The sequence below is a fragment of the Marinobacter denitrificans genome (assembly GCF_008795955.1).
Taxonomy (GTDB): Bacteria; Pseudomonadota; Gammaproteobacteria; order Pseudomonadales; family Oleiphilaceae; genus Marinobacter; species Marinobacter denitrificans.
In genome coordinates this window covers 233,112-254,566 of the sequence record NZ_VMHN01000004.1, presented here as the reverse complement: position 1 = coordinate 254,566, position 21,455 = coordinate 233,112, and the positions used below count along the sequence as shown (strand labels likewise).

Annotated in this window: 22 protein-coding genes; 13 read left to right on the top strand and 9 right to left on the bottom strand. The window is 52.8% G+C overall.

Going from position 1 to position 21,455, the window contains the following annotated elements:
- Positions 1-25 precede the first annotated feature (25 nt).
- Together FO268_RS14590 and FO268_RS14585 are read right to left on the bottom strand one after the other, a co-directional pair.
- The gene (locus tag FO268_RS14590) at positions 26-694 is read right to left on the bottom strand and encodes a cupin domain-containing protein (protein ID WP_008170339.1); all 669 of its coding nucleotides are present in this window, start codon (positions 692-694) and stop codon (positions 26-28) included.
- Between the two features lie 63 nt (positions 695-757).
- The gene (locus FO268_RS14585; protein WP_041654905.1) at positions 758-1,378 is read right to left on the bottom strand and encodes a glutathione S-transferase family protein; all 621 of its coding nucleotides are present in this window, start codon (positions 1,376-1,378) and stop codon (positions 758-760) included.
- A 478-nt stretch (positions 1,379-1,856) separates the two neighbouring features.
- On the opposite strand from FO268_RS14585, the gene FO268_RS14580 reads away from it, so the two are divergent.
- The 7 genes from FO268_RS14580 to FO268_RS14550 are packed head-to-tail and all read left to right on the top strand — an operon-like array spanning position 1,857 to position 11,664.
- Positions 1,857-2,417 (top strand): recombinase family protein, encoded by a 561-nt coding sequence (locus FO268_RS14580; RefSeq protein ID WP_113270587.1) that lies wholly within the window; start codon positions 1,857-1,859, stop codon positions 2,415-2,417.
- 43 nt (positions 2,418-2,460) lie between these two features.
- Entirely contained in the window at positions 2,461-4,446 is a 1,986-nt protein-coding gene (locus FO268_RS14575; protein WP_150994048.1) for a type I restriction-modification system subunit M, read from the top strand.
- The gene (locus FO268_RS14570; protein WP_150994047.1) at positions 4,443-5,795 is read left to right on the top strand and encodes a restriction endonuclease subunit S; all 1,353 of its coding nucleotides are present in this window, start codon (positions 4,443-4,445) and stop codon (positions 5,793-5,795) included. The genes FO268_RS14575 and FO268_RS14570 overlap by 4 nt, the downstream gene beginning before the upstream one ends.
- The gene (locus FO268_RS14565) at positions 5,792-6,733 is read left to right on the top strand and encodes a GIY-YIG nuclease family protein (RefSeq protein WP_150994046.1); all 942 of its coding nucleotides are present in this window, start codon (positions 5,792-5,794) and stop codon (positions 6,731-6,733) included. Before FO268_RS14570 ends, FO268_RS14565 begins: the two co-directional genes overlap by 4 nt.
- A 31-nt stretch (positions 6,734-6,764) precedes the next feature.
- Positions 6,765-7,592 carry a hypothetical protein gene (locus tag FO268_RS14560; RefSeq protein WP_150994045.1) on the top strand — a complete coding sequence of 276 codons (828 nt, stop codon included), beginning with the start codon at positions 6,765-6,767 and terminating at the stop codon, positions 7,590-7,592.
- Positions 7,593-7,637: 45 nt separating this feature from the next.
- Positions 7,638-10,826 carry a type I restriction endonuclease subunit R gene (locus FO268_RS14555; RefSeq protein ID WP_150994044.1) on the top strand — a complete coding sequence of 1,063 codons (3,189 nt, stop codon included), beginning with the start codon at positions 7,638-7,640 and terminating at the stop codon, positions 10,824-10,826.
- A gap of 25 nt (positions 10,827-10,851) precedes the next feature.
- The gene (locus FO268_RS14550) at positions 10,852-11,664 is read left to right on the top strand and encodes a hypothetical protein (protein WP_150994043.1); all 813 of its coding nucleotides are present in this window, start codon (positions 10,852-10,854) and stop codon (positions 11,662-11,664) included.
- Positions 11,665-12,568: 904 nt separating this feature from the next.
- Here FO268_RS14550 and FO268_RS14540 read toward each other — a convergent pair.
- The 3 genes from FO268_RS14540 to umuD form a co-directional block, all read right to left on the bottom strand.
- Entirely contained in the window at positions 12,569-13,234 is a 666-nt protein-coding gene (locus FO268_RS14540; RefSeq protein ID WP_150994041.1) for an SOS response-associated peptidase, read from the bottom strand.
- A 108-nt stretch (positions 13,235-13,342) separates the two neighbouring features.
- Positions 13,343-14,644, bottom strand: a complete 1,302-nt coding sequence (umuC, locus tag FO268_RS14535; protein WP_150994040.1) for a translesion error-prone DNA polymerase V subunit UmuC — start codon at positions 14,642-14,644, stop codon at positions 13,343-13,345.
- Positions 14,641-15,084, bottom strand: a complete 444-nt coding sequence (umuD, locus tag FO268_RS14530; RefSeq protein WP_150994039.1) for a translesion error-prone DNA polymerase V autoproteolytic subunit — start codon at positions 15,082-15,084, stop codon at positions 14,641-14,643. Before umuD ends, umuC begins: the two co-directional genes overlap by 4 nt.
- Positions 15,085-15,194: 110 nt before the next feature.
- Here umuD and FO268_RS14525 point away from each other — a divergent pair, with 110 nt between their 5' ends.
- The 5 genes from FO268_RS14525 (at position 15,195) to FO268_RS14505 (ending at position 18,683) form a co-directional block, all read left to right on the top strand.
- Entirely contained in the window at positions 15,195-16,157 is a 963-nt protein-coding gene (locus FO268_RS14525) for an IS1595 family transposase (protein ID WP_150994038.1), read from the top strand.
- 482 nt (positions 16,158-16,639) lie between these two features.
- Positions 16,640-17,359 (top strand): HNH endonuclease family protein, encoded by a 720-nt coding sequence (locus tag FO268_RS14520; RefSeq protein WP_150994037.1) that lies wholly within the window; start codon positions 16,640-16,642, stop codon positions 17,357-17,359.
- Between the two features lie 47 nt (positions 17,360-17,406).
- On the top strand, positions 17,407-17,646 hold the full coding sequence (locus FO268_RS14515; protein ID WP_150994036.1) for an AbrB/MazE/SpoVT family DNA-binding domain-containing protein: 240 nt from the start codon (positions 17,407-17,409) through the stop codon (positions 17,644-17,646).
- Positions 17,646-18,098 (top strand): hypothetical protein, encoded by a 453-nt coding sequence (locus tag FO268_RS14510; protein ID WP_225316729.1) that lies wholly within the window; start codon positions 17,646-17,648, stop codon positions 18,096-18,098. The genes FO268_RS14515 and FO268_RS14510 overlap by 1 nt, the downstream gene beginning before the upstream one ends.
- 291 nt (positions 18,099-18,389) lie before the next feature.
- Entirely contained in the window at positions 18,390-18,683 is a 294-nt protein-coding gene (locus FO268_RS14505) for a hypothetical protein (RefSeq protein WP_150994034.1), read from the top strand.
- On the opposite strand, the gene FO268_RS14500 is transcribed toward FO268_RS14505, so the two are convergent.
- The 3 genes from FO268_RS14500 to FO268_RS14490 are packed head-to-tail and all read right to left on the bottom strand — an operon-like array spanning position 18,633 to position 20,009.
- The gene (locus FO268_RS14500; RefSeq protein WP_150994033.1) at positions 18,633-19,103 is read right to left on the bottom strand and encodes a nucleotidyltransferase domain-containing protein; all 471 of its coding nucleotides are present in this window, start codon (positions 19,101-19,103) and stop codon (positions 18,633-18,635) included. The two genes, FO268_RS14505 and FO268_RS14500, sit on opposite strands and share 51 nt — an antisense overlap.
- A gap of 4 nt (positions 19,104-19,107) precedes the next feature.
- On the bottom strand, positions 19,108-19,347 hold the full coding sequence (locus tag FO268_RS14495) for a hypothetical protein (RefSeq protein ID WP_150994032.1): 240 nt from the start codon (positions 19,345-19,347) through the stop codon (positions 19,108-19,110).
- A 29-nt stretch (positions 19,348-19,376) separates the two neighbouring features.
- Entirely contained in the window at positions 19,377-20,009 is a 633-nt protein-coding gene (locus FO268_RS14490; RefSeq protein WP_150994031.1) for a metallophosphatase domain-containing protein, read from the bottom strand.
- 70 nt (positions 20,010-20,079) lie between these two features.
- Between FO268_RS14490 and FO268_RS14485 the strand changes: the two genes are divergently transcribed.
- Positions 20,080-20,409: a HipA N-terminal domain-containing protein gene (locus FO268_RS14485; protein ID WP_150994030.1), complete on the top strand. Its 330-nt coding sequence runs from the start codon at positions 20,080-20,082 to the stop codon at positions 20,407-20,409.
- Between the two features lie 310 nt (positions 20,410-20,719).
- On the opposite strand, the gene FO268_RS14480 is transcribed toward FO268_RS14485, so the two are convergent.
- Positions 20,720-21,343 (bottom strand): 3'-5' exonuclease, encoded by a 624-nt coding sequence (locus tag FO268_RS14480; protein WP_150994029.1) that lies wholly within the window; start codon positions 21,341-21,343, stop codon positions 20,720-20,722.
- Positions 21,344-21,455: the final 112 nt, after the last annotated feature.

The following is a 21,455-nucleotide window of genomic DNA, read 5'->3' as shown; positions in this document are numbered from 1 at the left end:
CTTTTCAATCCCGCTATTGCCGGGCTTATACCCTCGGTGCCCCGGCAAATCGCAGGTGCCCCGTTTTCATCCAGATCTTGGCGCCGTCGTCCCCGGCCGTCACGGACAACCTGTGTCCTTCAGGGAGGCGCAGCCAGTCATGCCTGGCCAGCACCTCGCCATCCCTGATAGCCGAACCTTCGACCACCAGCAGTTCGATTCCGCCGGGCGCCTCAGAGGTCAGTGTCGCCCCCGCATCGAGCTGGCTGTAGGTCACGATCTCACGATCGTCCTCATGCAGCTTTGCGGTGGCAACGCCGCCCACTGGGGCGCCCAGCTCGGCCTCCATATTCTTGCTGAACTGGGTGCGGTCGGCCAGGTCGAACTGCCACAGTTTCACAAATATCGTACAGCCCGTTTCAGAGCCCGGAATATGTGACGTGGTTGGGGGGTTGCGCACGTAGGTGCCAGCAGGGAAGTCACCGTGCTCGTCCTGGAACACGCCATCGAGTACGATGAATTCTTCTCCACCGGTATGGGTATGCGCCGAGAAATGACTGCCCGGCGCATAACGCACGATGGTCGTGGCGCGGGCAACTTCGTCCCCGATCCGGTCCAGCATGCGCCGCTCCACCCCTTTCATGGGCGAGGGCTGCCATTCAATCTGGTCGGAATGCATAACCACCGGTTTGGAGAAATCTGCATTAATCTCCATGATATTCCTCCCTTTTGTGCCCTTCATGTTTTCAGCGCTTGCATTAAATCCGAAGGTTTCGGATTACCCGGCAATTGAAGGACGGGCTGCGACTTTTGCGCGCCAGGCCTGGAGATTGGTCAGAGACTCGGGAATGTCAACCTTCGCGAAATCCGCAAACCCCAGGCCGGCAAAGGCGGTGATGTCTGCGACCGAGAAGCTGTCGCCTGCGAGAAACTCGTTGTCCGCCAGAACGCTGTCAAGGTAGGCCATGGTTGCGCTGGCAATTTCTTTCTGTTTATTACCCCACTCAGCGCATTGCCAGGTTTCCAGATCCGGACCAAGCCCCGGGGTCGCGTGGTGGAAATAGGCACCCACGGCGTTCATCAGACCGTTTTCTGCCCGCAGATTCATCATTGCGATACGGGCACGCTCCGCTGGGGTTGTACCCATAAGGGACGGACCATCAAAGACGCCGTCGATATATTCGGTGATGGCATTGCACTGGGCGATGCAGGTGCCGTCGTCAAGTTCCAGCATGGGCACGGTGGCATCCGGGTTTTTCGTCTTGAACGCCTCGGAACGGTGCTCGCCGCCCATGACATCGACCGGGACGAATTCCACCTGGTTTGTTGCGCCTTTTTCTGCCAGAGCGATGCGAACGCGGAGCGGGTTCGGGAAGCCTTCGATATCGTAGATTTTCATTGATTGCCTCTGTTGGTCATTAAACATGCGCCAATTAATCTACCTATTAGTAGGTAGATGTGCAAGAGGCAATTTGATTGTTCTGCTTTTCTTTGCGCTGTTGACAAGACATTCCAAACGCCAAGAACAGCCCGGACCTTCTTGCAGTACATAGCCAAACCAAAAAGCCAGCTTCTCAGTTAGACGATTTGATAAATATCGAAGTGTTTTTGTTGAAAGAAGCGTGTGCGAAAGAGCAGCCGTGAATGTTCGCTTATGTTTAAAACCCGGCTTGGACGGCCGTTGTTTCGTGGTCACTGGAGTGTTTCGGTCTCTCCCGCATCCTGATCTAAGGTCACATCCTTTGCTGAGCTATGCTTTTATCAGAAAACGGTCGTTTTTTGAACGCTCGCCGTGGTCGCCCGAAATAGTCGAATTTCCCATTGTTTTGCGTATAAAAATCCCGTATAAAAATCTATGTATAAAAAAGGGGCGTTTAATGATCATAGGTTATGCGCGGGTAAGCACTCAGGATCAGAATCCGGAATTCCAGATTGATGCTCTGGAGAAAGCTGGGTGTGAACAGATCTTCCAGGAAAAGTTTACCGGCAAAGTTCGTGAGCGACCTGAATTGTCGCTCTGCCTCCGTATGCTCCGTAAGGGCGATGTCCTGGTTGTGTGGAAACTGGACCGATTGGCCCGGTCACTGAGAGACCTGGTTGAGATTGTCCAGGATCTCAGCCAGCGAGAAGTTGGCTTTAAGTCGCTTACAGAATCCATCGACACGACCAGCCCAGGTGGCCGTCTGGTGTTTCATATCTTTGGTGCTTTGGCTGAGTTTGAACACGACCTGATTCGAGAACGTACTCAAGCAGGACTGGCAGCGGCCAGGGCCCGAGGACGCAAAGGAGGGCGGAAGCCTGTGTTGTCCGACTCTGACATTCGTAAAGCTGCAGCGATGTTAACGGATCCCAGCATCACGAAAACGGAAGTTGCTGCCCACTTTGGCGTAACCCGAGCCACATTGAATTCTTCCTTAAAAAGATTGGATGCAGCCTGAAATAAAGGCTTGCCCTACGACATGCTGTAATGGAGCTCCACGGATGACTGACGACAAAACCAACCACTCCCAAACCGCCGCTTTTATCTGGTCGGTTGCCGACCTTCTGCGTGGTGATTTCAAGCAGAGCCAGTATGGGCGCGTGATTTTGCCGTTTACCCTACTGCGCCGCCTGGAGTGCGTGCTGGAGCCAACTAAAGCTCAGGTACTGTCAGCAGCTCAAGAACATCAGACCAAACCAGATGCGGTTCGTGAGAAGCTCCTACTCCGGGCCGCTGACCAGCAGTTCTTTAATGCTTCGCCATTAAGCCTGGCTACCCTGTCTGACAGCCAAACCGCTGACGACCTGATGAGCTATGTTCAGTCGTTCAGCCAGGATGCCCGGGAGATTTTCGAGCACTTCCATTTCGAGGATTTCGTTCAACAGCTCAGCGCCAACAACCTGCTCTACCAGGTGGTTCAGCGGTTTGCCAGCATTGACCTGAGTCCGACGACCATCAGCAATTTCGGTATGGGGATCATCTTTGAGGAGTTGATCCGGAAGTTCGCGGAAAGCTCCAACGAAACGGCGGGGGAGCACTTCACGCCTCGTGACATCGTGCATCTGACCACCTCCCTTGTGCTGACCGCACAGGAGAGTCGGCTAACGCCTAATAGTATTGTGACCATCTACGACCCTACAGCTGGAACGGGCGGGTTCTTGTCCGAAGGCGACGAGTACATCCAGCAGATCAGCGAGAGTGTCACCGTCTCGCTACACGGCCAGGAATTGAACCCGGAGTCCTACGCCATCTGTAAGGCCGACATGCTGATCAAAGGACAGGAAGTCAGCAACATCAAGCTAGGCAACACGTTGTCAGATGATCAGCTAGCTACTAATAAGTTTGACCTGATGCTCAGTAACCCGCCGTTTGGCGTGGAATGGAAAAAGGTTCAGAAGCAGGTCACTGATGAGCACAAGCATCGAGGCTTTGATGGTCGTTTTGGGCCTGGTCTACCCCGTGTGTCCGATGGCTCCCTGCTGTTCCTGATGCACCTGGTCAGCAAAATGCGGGATGCCCGTGAGGGCGGTTCCCGGATCGGCATCATTCTCAATGGTAGCCCGCTGTTTACGGGTGGTGCTGGCAGTGGCGAATCTGAAATCCGGCGCTATTTGTTGCAGAACGACATGGTCGAGGCCATCGTGGCCCTGCCCACGGATATGTTCTACAACACCGGCATCTCCACCTATGTGTGGGTGCTCTCCAACAACAAACCGGCCAAACGCAAAAGCAAGGTCCAACTGATCGACGCTACTGACCGGGCAACCAAGATGCGTAAGTCCCTTGGTAGTAAGCGCCAGTTTGTGAGTGAGTCCGATCAGGACGAGATCGTGAGGATGTATGGGGACTTTCAGGAAACCAAAAAGAGCAAGATCTTCCCCATCGAAGCCTTCGGTTACCGACGCATCACGGTTGAACGTCCGCTGAAGCTGAACTTCCAAACCTCGGAAGAACGCCTTAAGCGGATTGCGGACGAAAAAGCCATCCAGAAAATGGATAAGGAAGACCAGGACAAGATCTTCGCTGCCTGTCGTGCTATGGATGCCGAGACGCTCTACCGGAATCGCAAGCAGTTCCAGAAGGCCCTGAAGACTTCGCTCACCGATCATCAGGTGTACCTGAGTGCGCCGCAACTGAAGTCGTTGCTGAATGCCTTGAGTGAGCGCGACCCAGAAGCGGAGATCTGCACGGACAGCAAGGGCAATCCAGAAGCCGATACCGGCCTTCGGGACTATGAGAACGTGCCCCTCTCAGAGTCCGTGTATGACTACTTTGAACGGGAAGTGAAACCACATGTTCCCGACGCCTGGATTGATGAGTCCAAGCGCGACGAGAAGGATGGTGAAGTAGGTATCGTGGGCTTCGAGATTCCGTTTAACCGGCACTTCTATGAGTTCACGCCGCCTCGGCCTCTGGAAGAGATCGATGCTGACCTGAAGCAATGCACGGACCGGATCAAGCGAATGATTGAGGAGTTGTCAGCGTGACCATTGCAAAATACACCGAGAATTATGATTCAGGTCTGGCGTGGTTGGGGGCGGTACCAAAGCATTGGTCTTTAAAGCGGCTGGGGCACTTTTTTTCTGAACGAAGAGAAAAAGTTAGTGATAAGGAGTTTCAACCTCTCTCGGTTACCAAACATGGAATTGTACCGAGGCTTGAGACAGCAGCTAAAACCCAAGATGGCGATAATCGGAAGAGAGTTATTGCAGGAGATTTTGTCATCAATAGTCGCTCGGACAGAAAGGGCTCATCTGGGTTGTCGGAACTAGACGGCTCTGTATCTCTTATCTGTATCGTGCTGGAGCCAGATGGAGTTTATGGCCGTTTTGCTCACCATCTTCTGAGGTCAGAAGTTTTCCAAGAGGAGTTTTACCGGAACGGTAAGGGTATTGTTGCTGATCTTTGGAGCACAGGCTTCTCCGAAATGAAGAACATAGTGATCCCTGTCCCATCACAACATGAACAAACCCAAATCGCCCGCTTCCTAGACCACGAAACTGCCAAAATCGACGCCCTGATCCGCGAGCAGGAGCGCCTGATAGATTTGCTTCAGGAAAAGCGCCAGGCAGTGATTTCCCATGCGGTGACCAAGGGGTTGGATCCGGATGTGCCGATGAAGGATTCCGGGGTGAAGTGGCTTGGGGAGGTGCCGGCGCATTGGCACGTTGCAAGACTTAAGCACCTGGTTCGCACAAAGGGAGGGAGCACCCCATCCAAGGAGAATCAAGAATATTGGGAAGGAGAGATTCCATGGGTTTCCCCGAAGGATATGAAGAAAAGTCGAATCTCAGATAGTAGCGACCATATATCCGAAAAGGCGCTTTTAGAAACAGGGCTGTCATCAATCAAGAGTCAATCTGTCTTGATCGTGGTTAGGGGAATGATCCTGGCGCATTCTGTTCCGGTTGCTATCACAGAGGTGCCTGTAACCATCAATCAGGATATGAAAGCGCTTGAAGCAGGGCCAAACGTTAACCCCGATTACCTGCTTCTACTGCTATCAGGCATTAGAGACGCAGTGTTCGAGTACATTGATTCGTCTGCGCACGGCACAAAAAAGCTTGAGTGGGAAAGGTTTGAAGGAATCCAATTACCGGTACCACGATTAGGGGAGCAGAGACACTCAGTATTGGAAGTTGAAAAGCGGTTAAAACAAATTGACGAGCTGTCGAGGCAGGCTGTTGGTGTAAACAGGCTTTTGCAGGAACGACGTTCAGGACTGATCTCCGCAGCCGTCACTGGAAAGATTGATGTCCGCGGCTGGCAGCCACCGAAAGATGAAAGCGCTTTCGACGAGGACATACACCAAGCTGGTCTGGAGACAACCGCATGAGCCACGGTCGCGGCATCCGCTTGTTCCTTGTTGATGGCACTCCGAACGGTCTTTTGACTGCCGAAATCATGAACTGGACCGGCCATGCTCTGACTGGGCCTCGAACCAAACTGACTGAACTGGTGCAGCGGCCCGAGTGCGGCCGAACCGGTGTGTATTTTCTGGTGGGCCCAGATCCCGAAAATGCCATGCGTCCTTTGGTTTACATCGGCGAATCCGATGATGTGGCCAAGCGACTGAAACAGCACAACCGTCCTGAGCCTCAAGGCGGAAAGGATTTCTGGGAAAGGGTTTGCTTGATCACCAGCAAAGACCAAAACCTCACCAAAGCCCATGTGAAGTACCTGGAAAGCCAGCTTATCGCGATCGCCAAGCAATCCGGGCGCTGTGGTCTCGTCAACGGCACCGCCCACGATTACACAGTACTCCCAGAGTCCGATCAGGCCGATATGGCGTTCTTTATTGAACAGGTCCGCATCATATTGCCCGTGTTGGGCTTCGACTTTCTCCGTGATCGGCAAAAAATTGCAGCGCAGATTCAGGGAGAGCCTGGTTCTGAAGGGGCGGCTCCGAATTTTTACATGGAGCTACCTAAACACGGCATTCGTGCCACAGCCCGCGAAGTTGATGGTGAATTTGTGGTGCTTGAGGGAAGCCAGGCACGAGACAAGTGGGTGAGCGGCAGTAGCTACACCAGTTATCGCCCTTTGTATGATCAGTTGACGGCAGATGGTGTGCTGGTGCCGGACGCCTCCGGCGCGGTGCGCTTCACACAAGACCAGTCGTTCTCAAGTCCCAGCGCTGCTGCTGCAGTGGTATCAGGACGCTCGGCAAATGGCCGTATTGTCTGGATTGAAGAAAACAGCAGGAAACCCTACGGAGACTGGCAAAGCTCTCTTGTCGAGGCTCAAAGTACCAATGAAGAGCTCAAAGACTGAGCCAAAAATCACATAAAAAAGGCAGTACCTAATGAAATCACCGAATTGGTTGGGCTGTATTGCGGCCATTGGAAGCGTTTTCCTTGCCGGATGTCAGACGACCGGTGTCACGCAGAAACTTCATACCGAGATGTATCCACCTATCGGACAGGTCGTGAGCGCTGAGATTGGCGAATCGGTGTTGGAGCGTACCCGAGGATATGGAGCTCCCGGATTCAGAGTCAAAGACCTGGAATTCGAGCAGGGTGACTACCGATTTTTCTTGCCCGGAGCCCTTTACCAGATCAACTACGAATCTCAGGAGGGAAAGAGTGTCGCCTATGGATACGGCAATATTCGATCTCTCAACGAGGGTATTTCCATCTCGGGCTCGAATTTTCAGCTTATTTCAGGCCCGACAGACTCTGGATGTACCCTGCAGGTTTCCAATCTGAATCTGATCGATCGAGACGGCAAGCTGATCACAAACTGGGTATCGGGTGATCAAACTAAGCAGCAGGACGAGAATGCCATCGCGATAGGCGGTCGAACCATTTTGAGTGGTTCAATTCTTAGGGGCTCAAGTGCTCTATTTGCCGTTGATGTACCAGACGATCAGTGTACGAAGCGTTACAAATTCTCTGATTATGGCCAAACCTTCCGGCAAGAGTTGATTTATCTAGGACGCTCTGGCGACGAGCTGTCGTTTAAATACCGTGAGTTCTCGGGGAGCCTTGCCAGACCGGCATTCTCTGCAGACCTGAAATATGATCTCTCGGAGAGCCAGACCATCGGTTATCGAGGGGCTCGCATTGACGTCATTGAAGCGGGCAACCAGGTCATCCGCTATCAAGTACAAAGCAATATTCAAGGTATTTAAGCGAAAACCGGTTACCAAGCGGGTCAAGGGATACAAGGAGTAGTCATGGCTGACAGCCGAGAGAGAGCGTTCCAGAACGACATCATTGGGTCTCTGAGTGATCAGGGCTGGCTTGTCGGCAAGGCGTCTGAGTACGACAAGGTGCATGCGGTGTATCCGGAAGACCTGATTGGTTACTTCCAAGAGGCCTGGCCAGATCGATGGGAAAAGTTCTGCAAGGGTAACCCTCAGAACCCGGAAAAGGTGCTTATCCAGAAAACCGTTCGGGAGCTGGAGAAAAAGGGCACCCTCGATGTGCTCCGCCATGGCTTCAAAGTACCGGGTGTAAAAATCGATCTTTGCAGCTTCAAGCCGGATCACGGCATGAATCCGGACACAGAGCGTCGATACAACGCCAATCGGTTACGCGTGGTCGAGGAAGTCTCCTATTCGCCTCATGCCCGCACTGGTGACTACAACCCACGGCTGGACCTAGTGCTCTTCGTGAACGGGATTCCGACGGCGACGCTGGAGCTCAAAAGCGAGTTCAAGCAAACCGTAGAACACGCCAAGCGCCAGTACAAAAAGGATCGCCCGGTAAAGGATCCGGTGACACGAAAGCCGGAACCGCTGCTGACCTTCAAACGCGGTGCGCTGGTGCATTTCGCAGTTAGCCAGGACGAAGCCGCTATGACTACCCGTCTGAACGGCAAGGACACGTTTTTCCTTCCGTTTAACCGAGGCACCGCAGACGGTGGGGCCGGAAACCCTCGGGCCGAGGATGAGGGCAGCTACTCTACGGCCTACTTGTGGGAGCAGTTGTTCCAGAAAGACGCTTGGCTCAAGGTCATCGGCCGCTTCCTTCACCTTGAGAAGAAAACCGAAGAGGACTTCTACGGAAACCGCAAGACCAAGGAAACTCTGATCTTCCCCCGGTACCACCAATGGGATGTGGTCAACCAGCTGATTCAAGCGACCCGGGAAGAAGGTGCCGGTAAGCGCTATCTAATCCAACACAGTGCGGGCTCCGGCAAATCCAACTCCATCGCCTGGTCAGCCCATCAACTGGCTCAGCTCTACGATCACGACGGCAACAAGCTGTTCAGCTCGGTCATCGTCGTGACCGACCGAACGGTTCTGGATAGCCAGCTTCAGGACACCATCTACCAGTTTGAGCACGCTCAGGGCGTGGTTCGACCCATCAATCGTGATTTGGGCAACCAGAGTAAATCGGAGCAGCTGGCTGAGGCTCTGGCCGAACAGACCCGAATTATTATCGTGACCATCCAGACCTTCCCCGCGTTGTTCGATGCGCTAGAGAAGTACCCCAAGCTGGCGTCCGGACGGTACGCTGTGATTGCCGATGAAGCGCACTCGTCACAAACCGGCTCATCGGCCACCAAGCTGAAGGCCATCCTGGGCTGTGATTTGCCTGAGGGTGAAGAAATCAGTGCGGAAGAGTTGCTGGATGCCGCCGTCTCCGCCCGTAAACCGAGCCAACAGATCAGCTACTACGCCTTTACCGCCACTCCCAAGGCAAAGACCATCGAGTTGTTTGGTCGTGAGCCAGATCCCTCACAGGACCGCAGTGAATCGAACAAACCTGAGCCCTTCCATGTGTATTCCATGCGCCAGGCCATCGAAGAGGGATTCATTATCGACGTCCTGAGGCGCTACACAACCTATGCCGTGGCCTGGAAACTTGCCCATCCGGACGCAGAGGATGATGAGGTCGACTCCAAGAAGGCCCGAACCACACTGGCAAAGTGGGTGCGCCTGCACCCCTACAACATCAGCCAGAAGGTTGAGGTGATCGTTGAGCACTTTCGGGAGAACGTCCGGCACCTGCTGGATGGCCAGGCAAAGGCCATGGTGGTCACCAGTAGTCGACAGGAAGCCGTCCGGTACCAGCTGGCCATGCAGCAGTACATCAAAGGTCAGGGCTACCAGGACGTTCACCCCCTGGTGGCCTTCTCAGGCAGCCTGCCACCGGATGAGGTGATCCCGGAAGAGGTCACCGAAACCAGCAGTCTTTTGAACCCAGGCCTGAATGGCCGGGATCATGCCAGGGCGTTCGACACTGACGAATACAACGTGATGCTGGTCGCCAACAAGTATCAGACTGGCTTCGACCAGCCGAAGCTGTGTGCCATGTACGTCGACAAGAAGCTCAAGGGTGTGGAGTGCGTACAGACGCTCTCGCGCCTGAATCGGCTGTTTCCTGGCAAGGAGACCTTTATTCTCGACTTCATCAACGATGCCCAGGATATCCTCGATTCGTTCCTGCCTTACTACAACAAAGCAGAGCTGACGGGAGTCTCCGATGCTCAGGTCGTCTACGACATCCAGGAGGCGCTCGATGCCGAGCAGGTGTACCACTGGGACGAGGTGAAGGCCTTTGCCCGCGCCTTCTTCGATCCGAAGGCCGAAGCCTCCAAGCTCAGTTACTACTGCCAGCCAGCAAGGGAGCGGTTCAACAAGCGGTACAAACTGCTTCGTGATGAACGGGCCGAATTACGGGCCGCCCGAAAGCAGTCAGAAGCCGATGGCAACACCATAGGCCTAAAACAGGCCGACGCAACGTTGAAAGATATCGGAGAGGGCCTGGATCAGCTGGATCTGTTCAAGAAGAACCTTGGCAGCTTTGTTCGTGCCTATGAATTCCTATCCCAGATCGTGTTTTTTGAAGACCCGGAGCTGGAGCAGCTATGCGTTTTTGCCAAACACCTGCTGCCGTTGCTGCGCCAGGAAATTTTAGATGAGGACGAAATCGATATTTCAGAGCTGGAGCTGAGCCATTACCGGATCACCAAGCGCAAGGAGCACGAGCTTCGATTAGAAGGTGAGGACGATTCGGACGGACTGGATCCGATTACGGGTGTCGGCACCGGAAAGCCCCACGATCCGGAGAAGGAACGTTTGTCCAAAATCATCGAAAAGCTGAATGACATCTTCGGCGCTGAAGTCAGCGATGAGGATCAGCTTCATTTTGCGAACGGGATTGCTGACCGGGTTCGCCGAGATGAAGCGGTGATGGCACAGGTAGACGGCCACTCACCGGATCAAGTGATGCACGGATTGCTTCCAAAGCGGCTAACTGACCTGGTGCTGGACTCCATGACGGACCATGAAAAATTATCGATGGAAATATTGGAGAGTGAACCAAAACAGAGAGCGTTCGCACTGCTAATTCTTAGCCTTCTCAAGAGTCCGTCTCACAAAGGGACGCTTAACGACGCCTCGTCACAATCGTAGCCTTGTGGCGATAGCAGGATTGACCATGCAAGAAATAGTGTTTGATGTAGGGATACTCGTAACTGCGGGGCTAGCCGTCATTGGTTACTTTTGGAAGCTGAGTCTGGAGCGCCGGGAAGGCTCTCGTGTCTTGCTTTTTCACTTGCTGGAAATACGGCACGAACTACTGATCGAACGCCCAAAATTGAATGCGGCAGTGGATGAATTCCAGGACGAGTTCAAGAAGATACTTGGAAACAGGCCGAATTTGAAAAGCATTATGGTCAATGAGTTTCCCAAGGAATACTTCGCCACTATTCTGACAACGCTGATGGATGGCTTGGTCAGGGCAGACCCAAAGTTGCTCGACAGCTATGAGACGGCTTTATACAACTACTCAAGAATCAATCCTCTGTTGGCTCACCGCGTTCGCGGAATGAAGCTTCTCCCTAAGTTATCAGAAAACCTGACGAACATAGCCGCTGCAATGACTGAGGCACTGCCCGATAGCGAAGAGGCAGCGCTGGTAAGCGCGATCGGACAAAAAGAGCTCGAATCATCGAACGAGAGAGCACTCCGAGAACTTGTCGTTAACCTGGAAAAAATCATACGCCGTGTCAGCTGGAGCGCAGGGTTGTGGTTCTGGGTCTACAGTTGGTTTTTAGGGGCAAAACGCAGAAAAATGGCTAATCAAGACGAAGGGGAAGCTTTCGATCTGCATGCGTTTATGGAGACTTTTTTCCGATCAATCGCGCTGGCTACCAACCCTTCTGAAGAGCTCCAGGAGCAAATCAAACATGCAAAGCTCGACGATATCCTGGATCAATGGGAGGCCTCTCTGGGCGAGACCAAAGAATAAAAAAATCTGTCTTAACATGGCAGAACGTCCTGTTCGCCATTATTTGCTCACCACTCAGAACTCACAAACACAACATGTTGATAAAATTTCGTTATGCACATAAGTGTGGATAAATCGTTAAGCATTTGTTTTAACTAAAAATCGATATTAACAGGCATGTTTCTTTCATAATGACCTTATTGTTTCCGTCACCATATCTTGTATCATCGAGGTGTTGCTTGATTTTCAAGCAATAAAAAACCCCAGGGGTTGAGTCCTGAGGTTTTTAGCAAGCAAGGGGTAAGGGATCAATCTTGGCGGAAAGGCCCTTACCGAAATCCACCAGCCAGTGAGGCTGATAGGTAGAGCATAGTACAAAACTGAGGATTTTCCTGCCAAGACCAATTGGTTATAAGGTCCCAGTCTGTGACGAAGCGCCCATCACCTCACTGGCTATCTCGTACAGGAGATCAGCCATGGTCATCAGACCCGCTGTCTACGTTCGAGCTTACTTCCGAATGGTCAATGGCACGCTCCAGCGTGTTTGCGCCCATTTCCGGAGTTGGCCAAACCACTAAATGAGGACGATGCAGAGGGCATCCCTCGGCATCACTAGAATCTTTTCATTCATGTGAGGTGACGCATGTCCAAAAAATACCGAAGCGCTGTAACGGGCCGTTATGTAACCGAGACCTTTGCTAAGAAACACCCGCGGGAAACCGTGGGCGAAAAGAGCAAATCGTCTCGGAAGAAAAAATAGCGATACGGGCACACGGACGTGCCTTTGACCTCTCTGCCGGCTCTGGTGGCGTGCTTGTGTTTAGCGCAAACCCACTGCGCATAATCTAAGGTTATGTTCATTCGGGTGGGCGACCAATGGTCATAGCATAGACTATAGAGGACCCTAAACTACGTGGTGCCGGCCTCAATCCGCATGCAGGATCTCGACATCTCCCGCTCGGCTCAAATCGTTTGGATTTCGGATGGGCTCGCACACCAATGGCGCCGGAATGTGTGTCTTCAACAACGTCTGAAATGCATCGACTTTGTCGAACTCCGGGTCGAGCCAAAGATCAAAGTCGCAGGGCCGGAGCATCATTGGAATACTCTTAGGATGAATATGGCTAAACCTGGGATGAGGCGGGAGTGTAATGACTGTAAAAGAATTTACGTTCTCATCTCCAAATGTCCACGATTGCCACAACCCGGCTAGGGCCGCCGCCTCGTTTTCCGGGTGGATGTTGTAGACCTGCTTGCCCTTCCATTCATGGAAAGCACTCACAGGCACAATGCAGCGCCTGGAAGGATACGCTTTCTTCCAGAGCGGGCTGCTGGTCAACCTGTCACTTCGGGCGTTGAAAGTCTGGAATTTTGGATTCGGCCGATAGCCATTCACTGCGGGCCGCGGCTCAATCAGCAAAGACCAGATACCCGGCAGCAAATAGCGGTCGCCACCTGATTCGATAACGAACTCACCAGTGCCACCCGGCGGCACGTCCAATTGTGGAGCTGGCCTCTGATGGGGCAGCTTCAGCTGCTCCATCAGAGCCAAGATCTCCGGAGAATCGGTGATGTTGTATCGGCCGCACATGAATGCCTCTCCTTCGCTGTTCATTGACTGATTTTTGACAGCAATAAATGATTAAGGGATCGTCCGCGCTATTCTCTGCTGCTGCGCGACAGATCAATGTTGTCGATGTCACCTAACTGTTGGGAGGTCATTCCAGTCAGTCGTGTACGCTGGCGATAAATGCCCCCGTCGCATCGTATGGGCAGCCGGGCCGGCCGCTCTTGCCATGAACACCGAAGCCCGTGACTTTTGGTTTATTTCGTCAATAACTGCCATTAATCTATAAGACCTGCCAGCATCCTCCTCTCCGGTACAAGACGACTCGAACAGGTCTTCTTGCAGCCCAGTTTCATCGACCAACTCGCTCAGCATAACTCCGGCCTTTGCATAGTCGTAACCGGCCCGATAAATGGACCGAAGTTGGCTCAGTGTTTTCTGAACAATCATCCGGGAATTCTGGGTTGGGTTCACCAATCTGACCGAGATACTTTTGGAATACTGAGGAACACCAGGTCGGAACGGATTGGTTCTGATAAACACCATCAGCTCCCCTGCATACTGTTGGCCTTTCCGGAGCTTTTCAGTGGCTCTGGTGGCGTATTGCGCTGCGGCGGCTTCGAGGTCCGATAAGGTCCGAATGGGCTGGCCAAAGGATCGAGAGCACATGATCTGCTTCTTGGGTGCTGGTGCATCTTCCCAACTAAGGCATGAAATGCCGTTGAGCTCTCGAGCGGTTCGCTCGAGGACGACGGAGAAACGTTTGCGCAGCGTGGCCAGGTCGGTATCAGCAAGCTGCAGAGCCGTTGTGATGCCCATAGCCTGCAGTTTGGTAGAAAGCTTGCGCCCAACGCCCCAAACCTCATCGACGGGCACACGGGCCATCAAACGCCGTTGCCTAGCTAGGTCGGTCAAATCGACAACGCCACCGGTCTTTAAATATTTCTTGGCCGCATAATTGGCCAGTTTGGCGAGTGTCCGGGTGGGCGCAATGCCGACACAAACTGGAAGCCCGACGTTTCGATACACGGTATCTTTCACCTGGCGGCCGAACGCATCAAAAGAAATCACTTGGTCAATGCCGGTGAGATCCAGAAAAGCTTCATCAATCGAGTAGATATCAACTCGTGGCGCCATGGCTTCCAGGTTTGTCATGACCCGTCGACTCATATCTCCATAAAGCGTGTAGTTCGAAGAGAACACTTGAATGCGGTGGCGCCGGATGTCGGTTTTAATCAAATGCACTGGTACGCCCATTTTAATGCCCAGGGCTTTTGCTTCTTTTGAGCGAGCGACGACACAGCCGTCGTTATTGGACAGAACGATGACTGGGGTGTCTCTGAGGTCCGGCCGGAACAGCTTCTCGCAGGATGCATAGAAGTTATTGCAATCGACCAGCGCAAAGACCTGATTCGTTTTGCGGCAATCGCTCAACCCTGGCCACCTCGCTTCAGCGATCGAATCACATTAGTAACAACACCGAAGACCTCCATTTCCATGTCACCCTCAATGATGATCGGCTTGTACGCTGCGTTTCTTGGCAAAAGTTGGACCGGTGGTGGGTCGAGATGGAGCTCCTTCACCGTCATCTCCGACTCCAGGCTAGCGATTACGATATCTCCGTGTTTTGCCCGCAGAGACCGGTCCACCACCAGTACATCATTTGGAAAGATACCGCCCTCGATCATCGACTCGCCCTGGACACGCACAAAAAACGTGGCAGCAGGGTGCTGAATACACAGCTCGTTGAGGTCGATGGTTTTCTCGACGTAGTCTTCCGCTGGGGAGGGAAAGCCGGCTGAGAGGCGTTCAAGGAACAAGGGGATCTTGAGACGGGACAGGGGTTCGTAGTTGCCGAGCAAAATGCAGATCATGAAGCGCACCAGGATACTGTTTATTTATGGCTATGTTGGCTTCTGATGTTGGTACGTTCTGATAGTACTGTATATACTACTGTATAAACAGTCCTTCGGTGGAGCGCAACATGAAAAAAGCCGACCTTAATGCCCTCGAAAAGACCTTGGCCCACCTCCCGGTTGATCTCAAACAACACCTTGCCCATCAGCTTCTTGGACAGATCAACGCTCAGGCTCACACCTTGCTTGAAACCGCCAGATCTCATCGCCCATGCCCGCATTGCGGTCATGAGCACGTCGTCAAATGGGGTCATTCCGGTGGATTGCAGAGATATCGGTGCCAGAGTCTGAGCTGTCACAAGACTTTTAATGCCGTTACCGGAACATCACTGGCCAGGTTGCATCACCGCAACAAGTGGTTTGATTACCTGAGATGTATGCGAGACAGCCTGACTCTGCGCGTATCAGCATTTCGAGTAGGTATTGATTTAAAAACAGCTTTCCGGTGGCGTCACCGTTTTCTAACGGCCAGTGCAAACGCCAACGCGAATGTCCTTTCCGGCATTGTCGAAGTGGATGAAACCTTCTTTGCCGAGTCCTGCAAAGGCAAGCGCAACATCACGCATCGCAGTTCCAGGAAGCGTGGTGGGCAAAGTAACAGGAAGCATAAGGCGGATAAAATTCCGGTACTTATTGCACGGGACCGCAACGGTAACATCAGTGATTTGGCGGATCCTGCATTAAACAAACCGACGGTTCATGCTTTTCTGACGCCGATTATCAATCCTGACTCGATTCTGTGTTCAGATGGTCACAGCTGGTATAAAACCTTTTCCAGAGAGCACGGCATTGCCCACCACCGACTGGTCACACTCGATAATCAGCGCGTGATCGGCAAGGAATACCACATACAGAACGTCAACAGTTATATGAGTCGTTTGAAGGGCTGGATGGCGCGGTTTCATGGGGTTGGGACGGCATATCTGCCGAGCTATCTGGCATGGCGACGGCTATTTGAGCGCGCTCAACCTTCCGAAGAGGCTTGGCTGCGAATTGCGATGGGCGTAAACCAACAGCCAATACCAACATAGCGTTATTTATACAGTATTCTGGGTGAGCAAGTGTCAGAGATCAACTGTTACTGCGATCCGATCTTGATGAGATATTCTCTGCGAGTACTGAATGTGCTGAGTTATACATAAAGGCTCTAGGCCCGCTGGTGGCTTACTTTAAGCTTGAAGGGCTTTAACCGAGCTTTTCGCAGCAGGTACATCTCTTCAAACTCAGTTGGTTTAACGCTATCCCTGAAATGGGGCAAGGAACGGAAATCGACACCAGGTCTCTCCCCGGCGAGTCACACCACTTGGCAGGTGTCGCGTTTGCCTGGCATCCTTGCCGGCGTTGAGCCCCGATCTTCCTGATCAAGTGGCTCAATGACATTGTCTGATTTTCAGCCAATGAACCAAAGCGGATAAATCTGTAGGGCGGGTAAGATTTATCCTACAGAGGACATTGTTAACCATCGTTGCGACATAACGTTGCTGCTTGAGCAATTTAAATACGGGGAAGGTCAGTGAGGTTTTTCCAGCTTGGTCTATTGGCTGCGATACTGCCTACGATAACCGGGGTTGCCGCCGCCGAGACGGTCAAAAGGACCTCTTCCGGCATTTGTCACCCTCCGGCAAGCTCATACTACGAACGCACCAAAAATTTCAGGCCTTTTGATTCTGTTGATGCTTGTCTAGCCAGTGGTGGGCGATTGCCCAAAAAATTGGCACAAAACCAGTCAGCACAGGCAGCGAGAGACGATTCAACGTCTTACGAAAGATCAGCGTTCGGTTATGGATGGGAAGATGTCGATGGCGATTGCCAGAACAGCCGCGCCGAGGCGTTGATCGCAACATCGAGCACAACAGTGCGTTTCGCGACTGATAGGAAGTGCCGGGTTATTGCGGGCCGCTGGATAAGTCCTTTCACCGGAAATGTCATCCAAAACAGTGGCGAGATTGACATTGACCACTTAGTGCCGCTCAAATGGGCCTGGAATCGCGGGGCGAAGAACTGGTCGCAGGCCAAGAGAGAAACGTTCGCGAACGATATGGTCAATCTCTGGCCCGTTGAGTTAAGCCTGAACAGAAGCAAGGGTGCCCGGGGCCCGGAAGAGTGGTTGCCACCGACTGGCCAATGCGGTTATGTAGCGAGATTTCTCCGCACCGTGAAGCAATACAATCTTCGGCCCTCTTCGGCGGAAGCCAAATGGTTCAAGTCCTTCCTAAATAGATGTCGCAGCTGACCGCTTGCTATGGCAGATGGATAACGGTTCGCCTACAAAGAGGCCCTATGAATAAGAAAACGTTCACTGAGCAGGAGTTGCTGGTAGGCCTTGATGCTCAAACAGCCCATGCTGACGAACTCGCCGAACCGCTACCTCAGGAGCTGACGCCGCTCGAACGATTAAAAGGCTCGGTCAAGCGCTACGAGCGGCCAACCGATCCCGTATGGGAAGAATATTCTGATTCTGAGGGCGTAACGGACGATTTCCTGGAAGATCGAGATCAAGCCCCGAAAGAGCGAAAATAATGGTGGCTCCATACATCACCGGACAGACCGCGTTATGCACGCTGCAGCCGGGACGATTAAAACCTTTCTGGCATGACATGGGATCACCCGCTGTCTGGGCCATCGCCGGTCAAAACTTCCCGGACACCTCCTATCTGTTCGGGGAACGGGAGATCGTAGAAATATCGGAGTTTCTGGCACTGTCCGGAATGCCGGTGAATTTGTTCAGGTGTGCCAGCTACGAACGCGCTGTCTTTGATCTGCTTTATCACTACATTGAGCAGAACAACCGGATGGTGCCGAACAACCGGGTGGTTCCGAACATCCAGCCGACTGACATTGATGATGTGGTCGACTTTGAGCTGATCACAGCCTGGGTTTGGGATTGGGAGCGATCTGGCCACTTAGAACATGGAGCGGCCATGCGGAGCTGGTTAAAGGCAGACGATCCCTGGGTAAAAATTCAGTCGTGACGATGCCAACACCAACACCAACTTAAGGTTCCATAAAACTCACTACTCACAGCCGTTGCTGAGGATACATCGGAGGGTGTGTTTTCGGGAGAATTTCGTTTTCCGGCAGGAGCTTTCCGGGCGAAGCTTTGTGGAAATTGACGAGTCTTTGGATAAAGACTGGCCTAAAGAGCAATCACCACTGGCTTACGGTTCCAAAAATCTCACTATCGGAACTGTTGCTGGGTAAACATCCCAGAGGTAGATGTTTAGGAAATAGCGGAAGATTGATGGATCTTTGGGAGAGCGCTTGTGAATGATATCGGACTCAGCGCCAAATCTTACGTGATCGACCTAGCCGCTCAGCATGGTATCCGCTACCAAGAGACACCCGCTGATAGGTTGGCTGTCGTTGCCACACGGCTAGCTGGTGATGAGGTGGTGACCGATGAGATTGAAGATCTGATTGTTGCGCTAAAACGAGCGCAATTGATCACGGGCACTCAGATGGTTGAGTTGCTTGGCCGGTATCTGGACGAGACATTGCCGGTGACGTCACGTGGCAAGCCAGAGAACGATGCCATCCCGGGTGATGTTCTGGAGTAGATCCGGGTTGAAGTAGTCTTCCGGATTGGCCCACTCACTCTCCCAAACCGGCAGCGCCTGAATCAGAATGCCGGTTTCAGTGAGCACATCAAATGCTACGGCCGCCATCGCCAGCTTGGTGTCCACAAAATCACGAGGCTGACCTGCCAAAATAACCGCCACATCCGCGTCGCTTTCGTCGTGATAATCGACGCGTGCCCGGCTGCCAAATAGGATCAGTTGGATGGCATCGAACTGATTCGCCAGTTTTTCATGAAACACCAGGACCGCATTCCGGATATCCACCTGGTCACCCATCACAGTTTGTTCCAGGCCAACCGAGACTGCCTGATCCCACTCCTGAACCGCCTCCGGCATGGGCGCGCCGGGATCACACTGAGCTACCAGGTCATTCAAGCGATAGGTCTTCTTCTCTGTCATGACGTTACCTCCGGTGGCCTCGGCGACCATGGATTACCGCGGCTAGCAGCCTTTTGTTTTCTGCACTGGAGAACCGGTCCAGCGTCTGATATTCGCCATCCCACTCCTGAGCATGCCGGTATCGGACAACCTGTTCAGGGGTGAGCTCAACAATGTCATCAAAGCCGGTTTCGTAGCCCTCAACCAGCACCGGTGTTTCCGGCGGTAGCTTTTGTAGCTGCGCGATGAGTTCTTCGGCTGTCATTCCGCTTCCTCTGTTCAACGTTGGCCACCTCAAAGCTCAAATACGATCGGCGCGTTCCGGGGCTCATACCGTGCGTTGCAGGTGCTGGCATTGATCAACTTTGCCTGTCTGTGCTGGTATTCCCCATAGCCCTCGTGGATGTGGCCAAAAATGTGTACTTTGAGTGCGAGCTCCTGAATGCGGGCAAGTAGGTCAGCACAACCAACGTTCTGGCTTTTGAACCCCATATTGGCTTCGTCACCAATGCCTCTGGGTGGCCCATGGGTGATCAGCACATCGGTATTGCTCGATATGAGCTGCCATTTCTCCTGCAGCGGCTCTCCGCGATCCAGCATAAACGCCCAATCCAAGAACGTGGGCGTCCAGGGCGAACCCCAGAAACGAACGCCTCCGATTTCGACACCACTGTCCTCCAGATAAATGGCATTGGTGAGGGCCTGCCGAGCTTGCTTCGGCATTTCCTGGAAGGCCCGGTCGTGGTTCCCGGCAATCACGATTTTATACCGGTGCGGCAACGTTCCCAGCCAATCGTTGAGGTCTTCGATGTTCTCCAGTGTGCCCTGACCAAGACAGTCACCCGCATGGATCAACACATCACCATCTGGGATCTCCGGAATTCGCCAGTGCAGACTGTGGGTGTCCGAAATACAGATCAGCTTCACTGCGTATGCCTCGTCTCCTAATATAGAATTCTAACTCTCTACCTCATTCTCAAACGATAAGGAACCTTCGATGACAATCAGACACACGAAGGCGGTTGTGTATATGCACGATCGACTGGCTGGTTACCTGGAACGGGCCGGCAGCGGATCTCAGTTTCAGTACGCAGAGGAATATTTGAACATGGCTGGCCAGCCGCTGAGTTGGAGTATGCCATTACGTTCGGAGCCGTATGTATCAGAGACGGGCTTGCCGGCCTATTTCAGCGGTCTTTGCTCAGAAGGGTGGTCACGGAAAGTGCAGACATCTTCCCAGGGAATCCACCCGGGGGATGACTTCACGTTGCTGGTCAATAATGGACTGGACTGCGCTGGCGCCGTCACGATAGAGCCCGTCGATTAGTCAACTTTCCGGTGATGCCGACCGATAGTATCCAGGTCAATGAAAATTTCCTCACCGAGCCGCTTTGATACGTAAGCGTCGAATGTCAGTGTTTCGTCTTTCGCCCAAGTACGGTATTCCAAGCAGTGACCCAGTAATCGACCGATAGCCTCTGATCTGTTGATGCTCTGCCACCGCAGGTGATCTTCAGTGTTTTTTTGAATATCGACCAAGTGCTTTGGTCCACGTGCACGGTCGCTCTTTTTCCGGTAACGGACGATGTGTAATTCACTTTCATTGCGCTTCCTCGAGCAGCGGAGCCAGGGTTAACTCACTGATTAAGGTGAAGCGAGGGTGGTGTCCGGAACTCGCGCTCGAGAGACCAATCCATAAATGGCAGCAGTCTTGAAATGTTACGGGCATCGTCTATGCCTCGATGGTGGGCGCCCTCAAACGCGAAGTCATGAAATGCGAGGGCATGGGCCAGCCCATTTTTTTTCTTCTGGCCAGTGGTGCGCCGCCAGATACGTTTCAAGTTCAAATGTGGGTAAGCCAATATCGTCGGTTGAGCCCCATCCAGCTGGCTCTGCGCTTCTAGGTGCAAGCGATCGTAATTCCCCCAACTACACCATACGAATTTGCTGGAAAGATCGGCAAGCCAAAGGTTCATTGTCTGAACTACCTCCGGAAACGCCGGTGCTGCATCTACCATCGACTGGGTGATACTCGTCAGCTCAGTGCAGAAATCGCTCAGCAAGGGATTACGAGTGGGTCTGACAAGAAAAGAGCGGGCATCCAATACTGTGCCTCGTCTGCTCGCCAATACGCACCCAAGCTCGATAATCTCCATGTTGTGAATGCTTTGTGGCTCACTGGAGGGGGCCTTTCGACTTTCCCAGCAGGTCGCCTCTAGATCAACGACCAGAAGCGGTGAGTGATTATTCAGAGAACTCATCTGAAGCCCTACGTTTTTAGGTGTTAGTACTTTGCAGAAGTCCCAGCAATGCTGAGGCGGCACTCGAAACCAATGAGCCACCTATGTTGAATAGAGCCTGTATGGCGTCTTG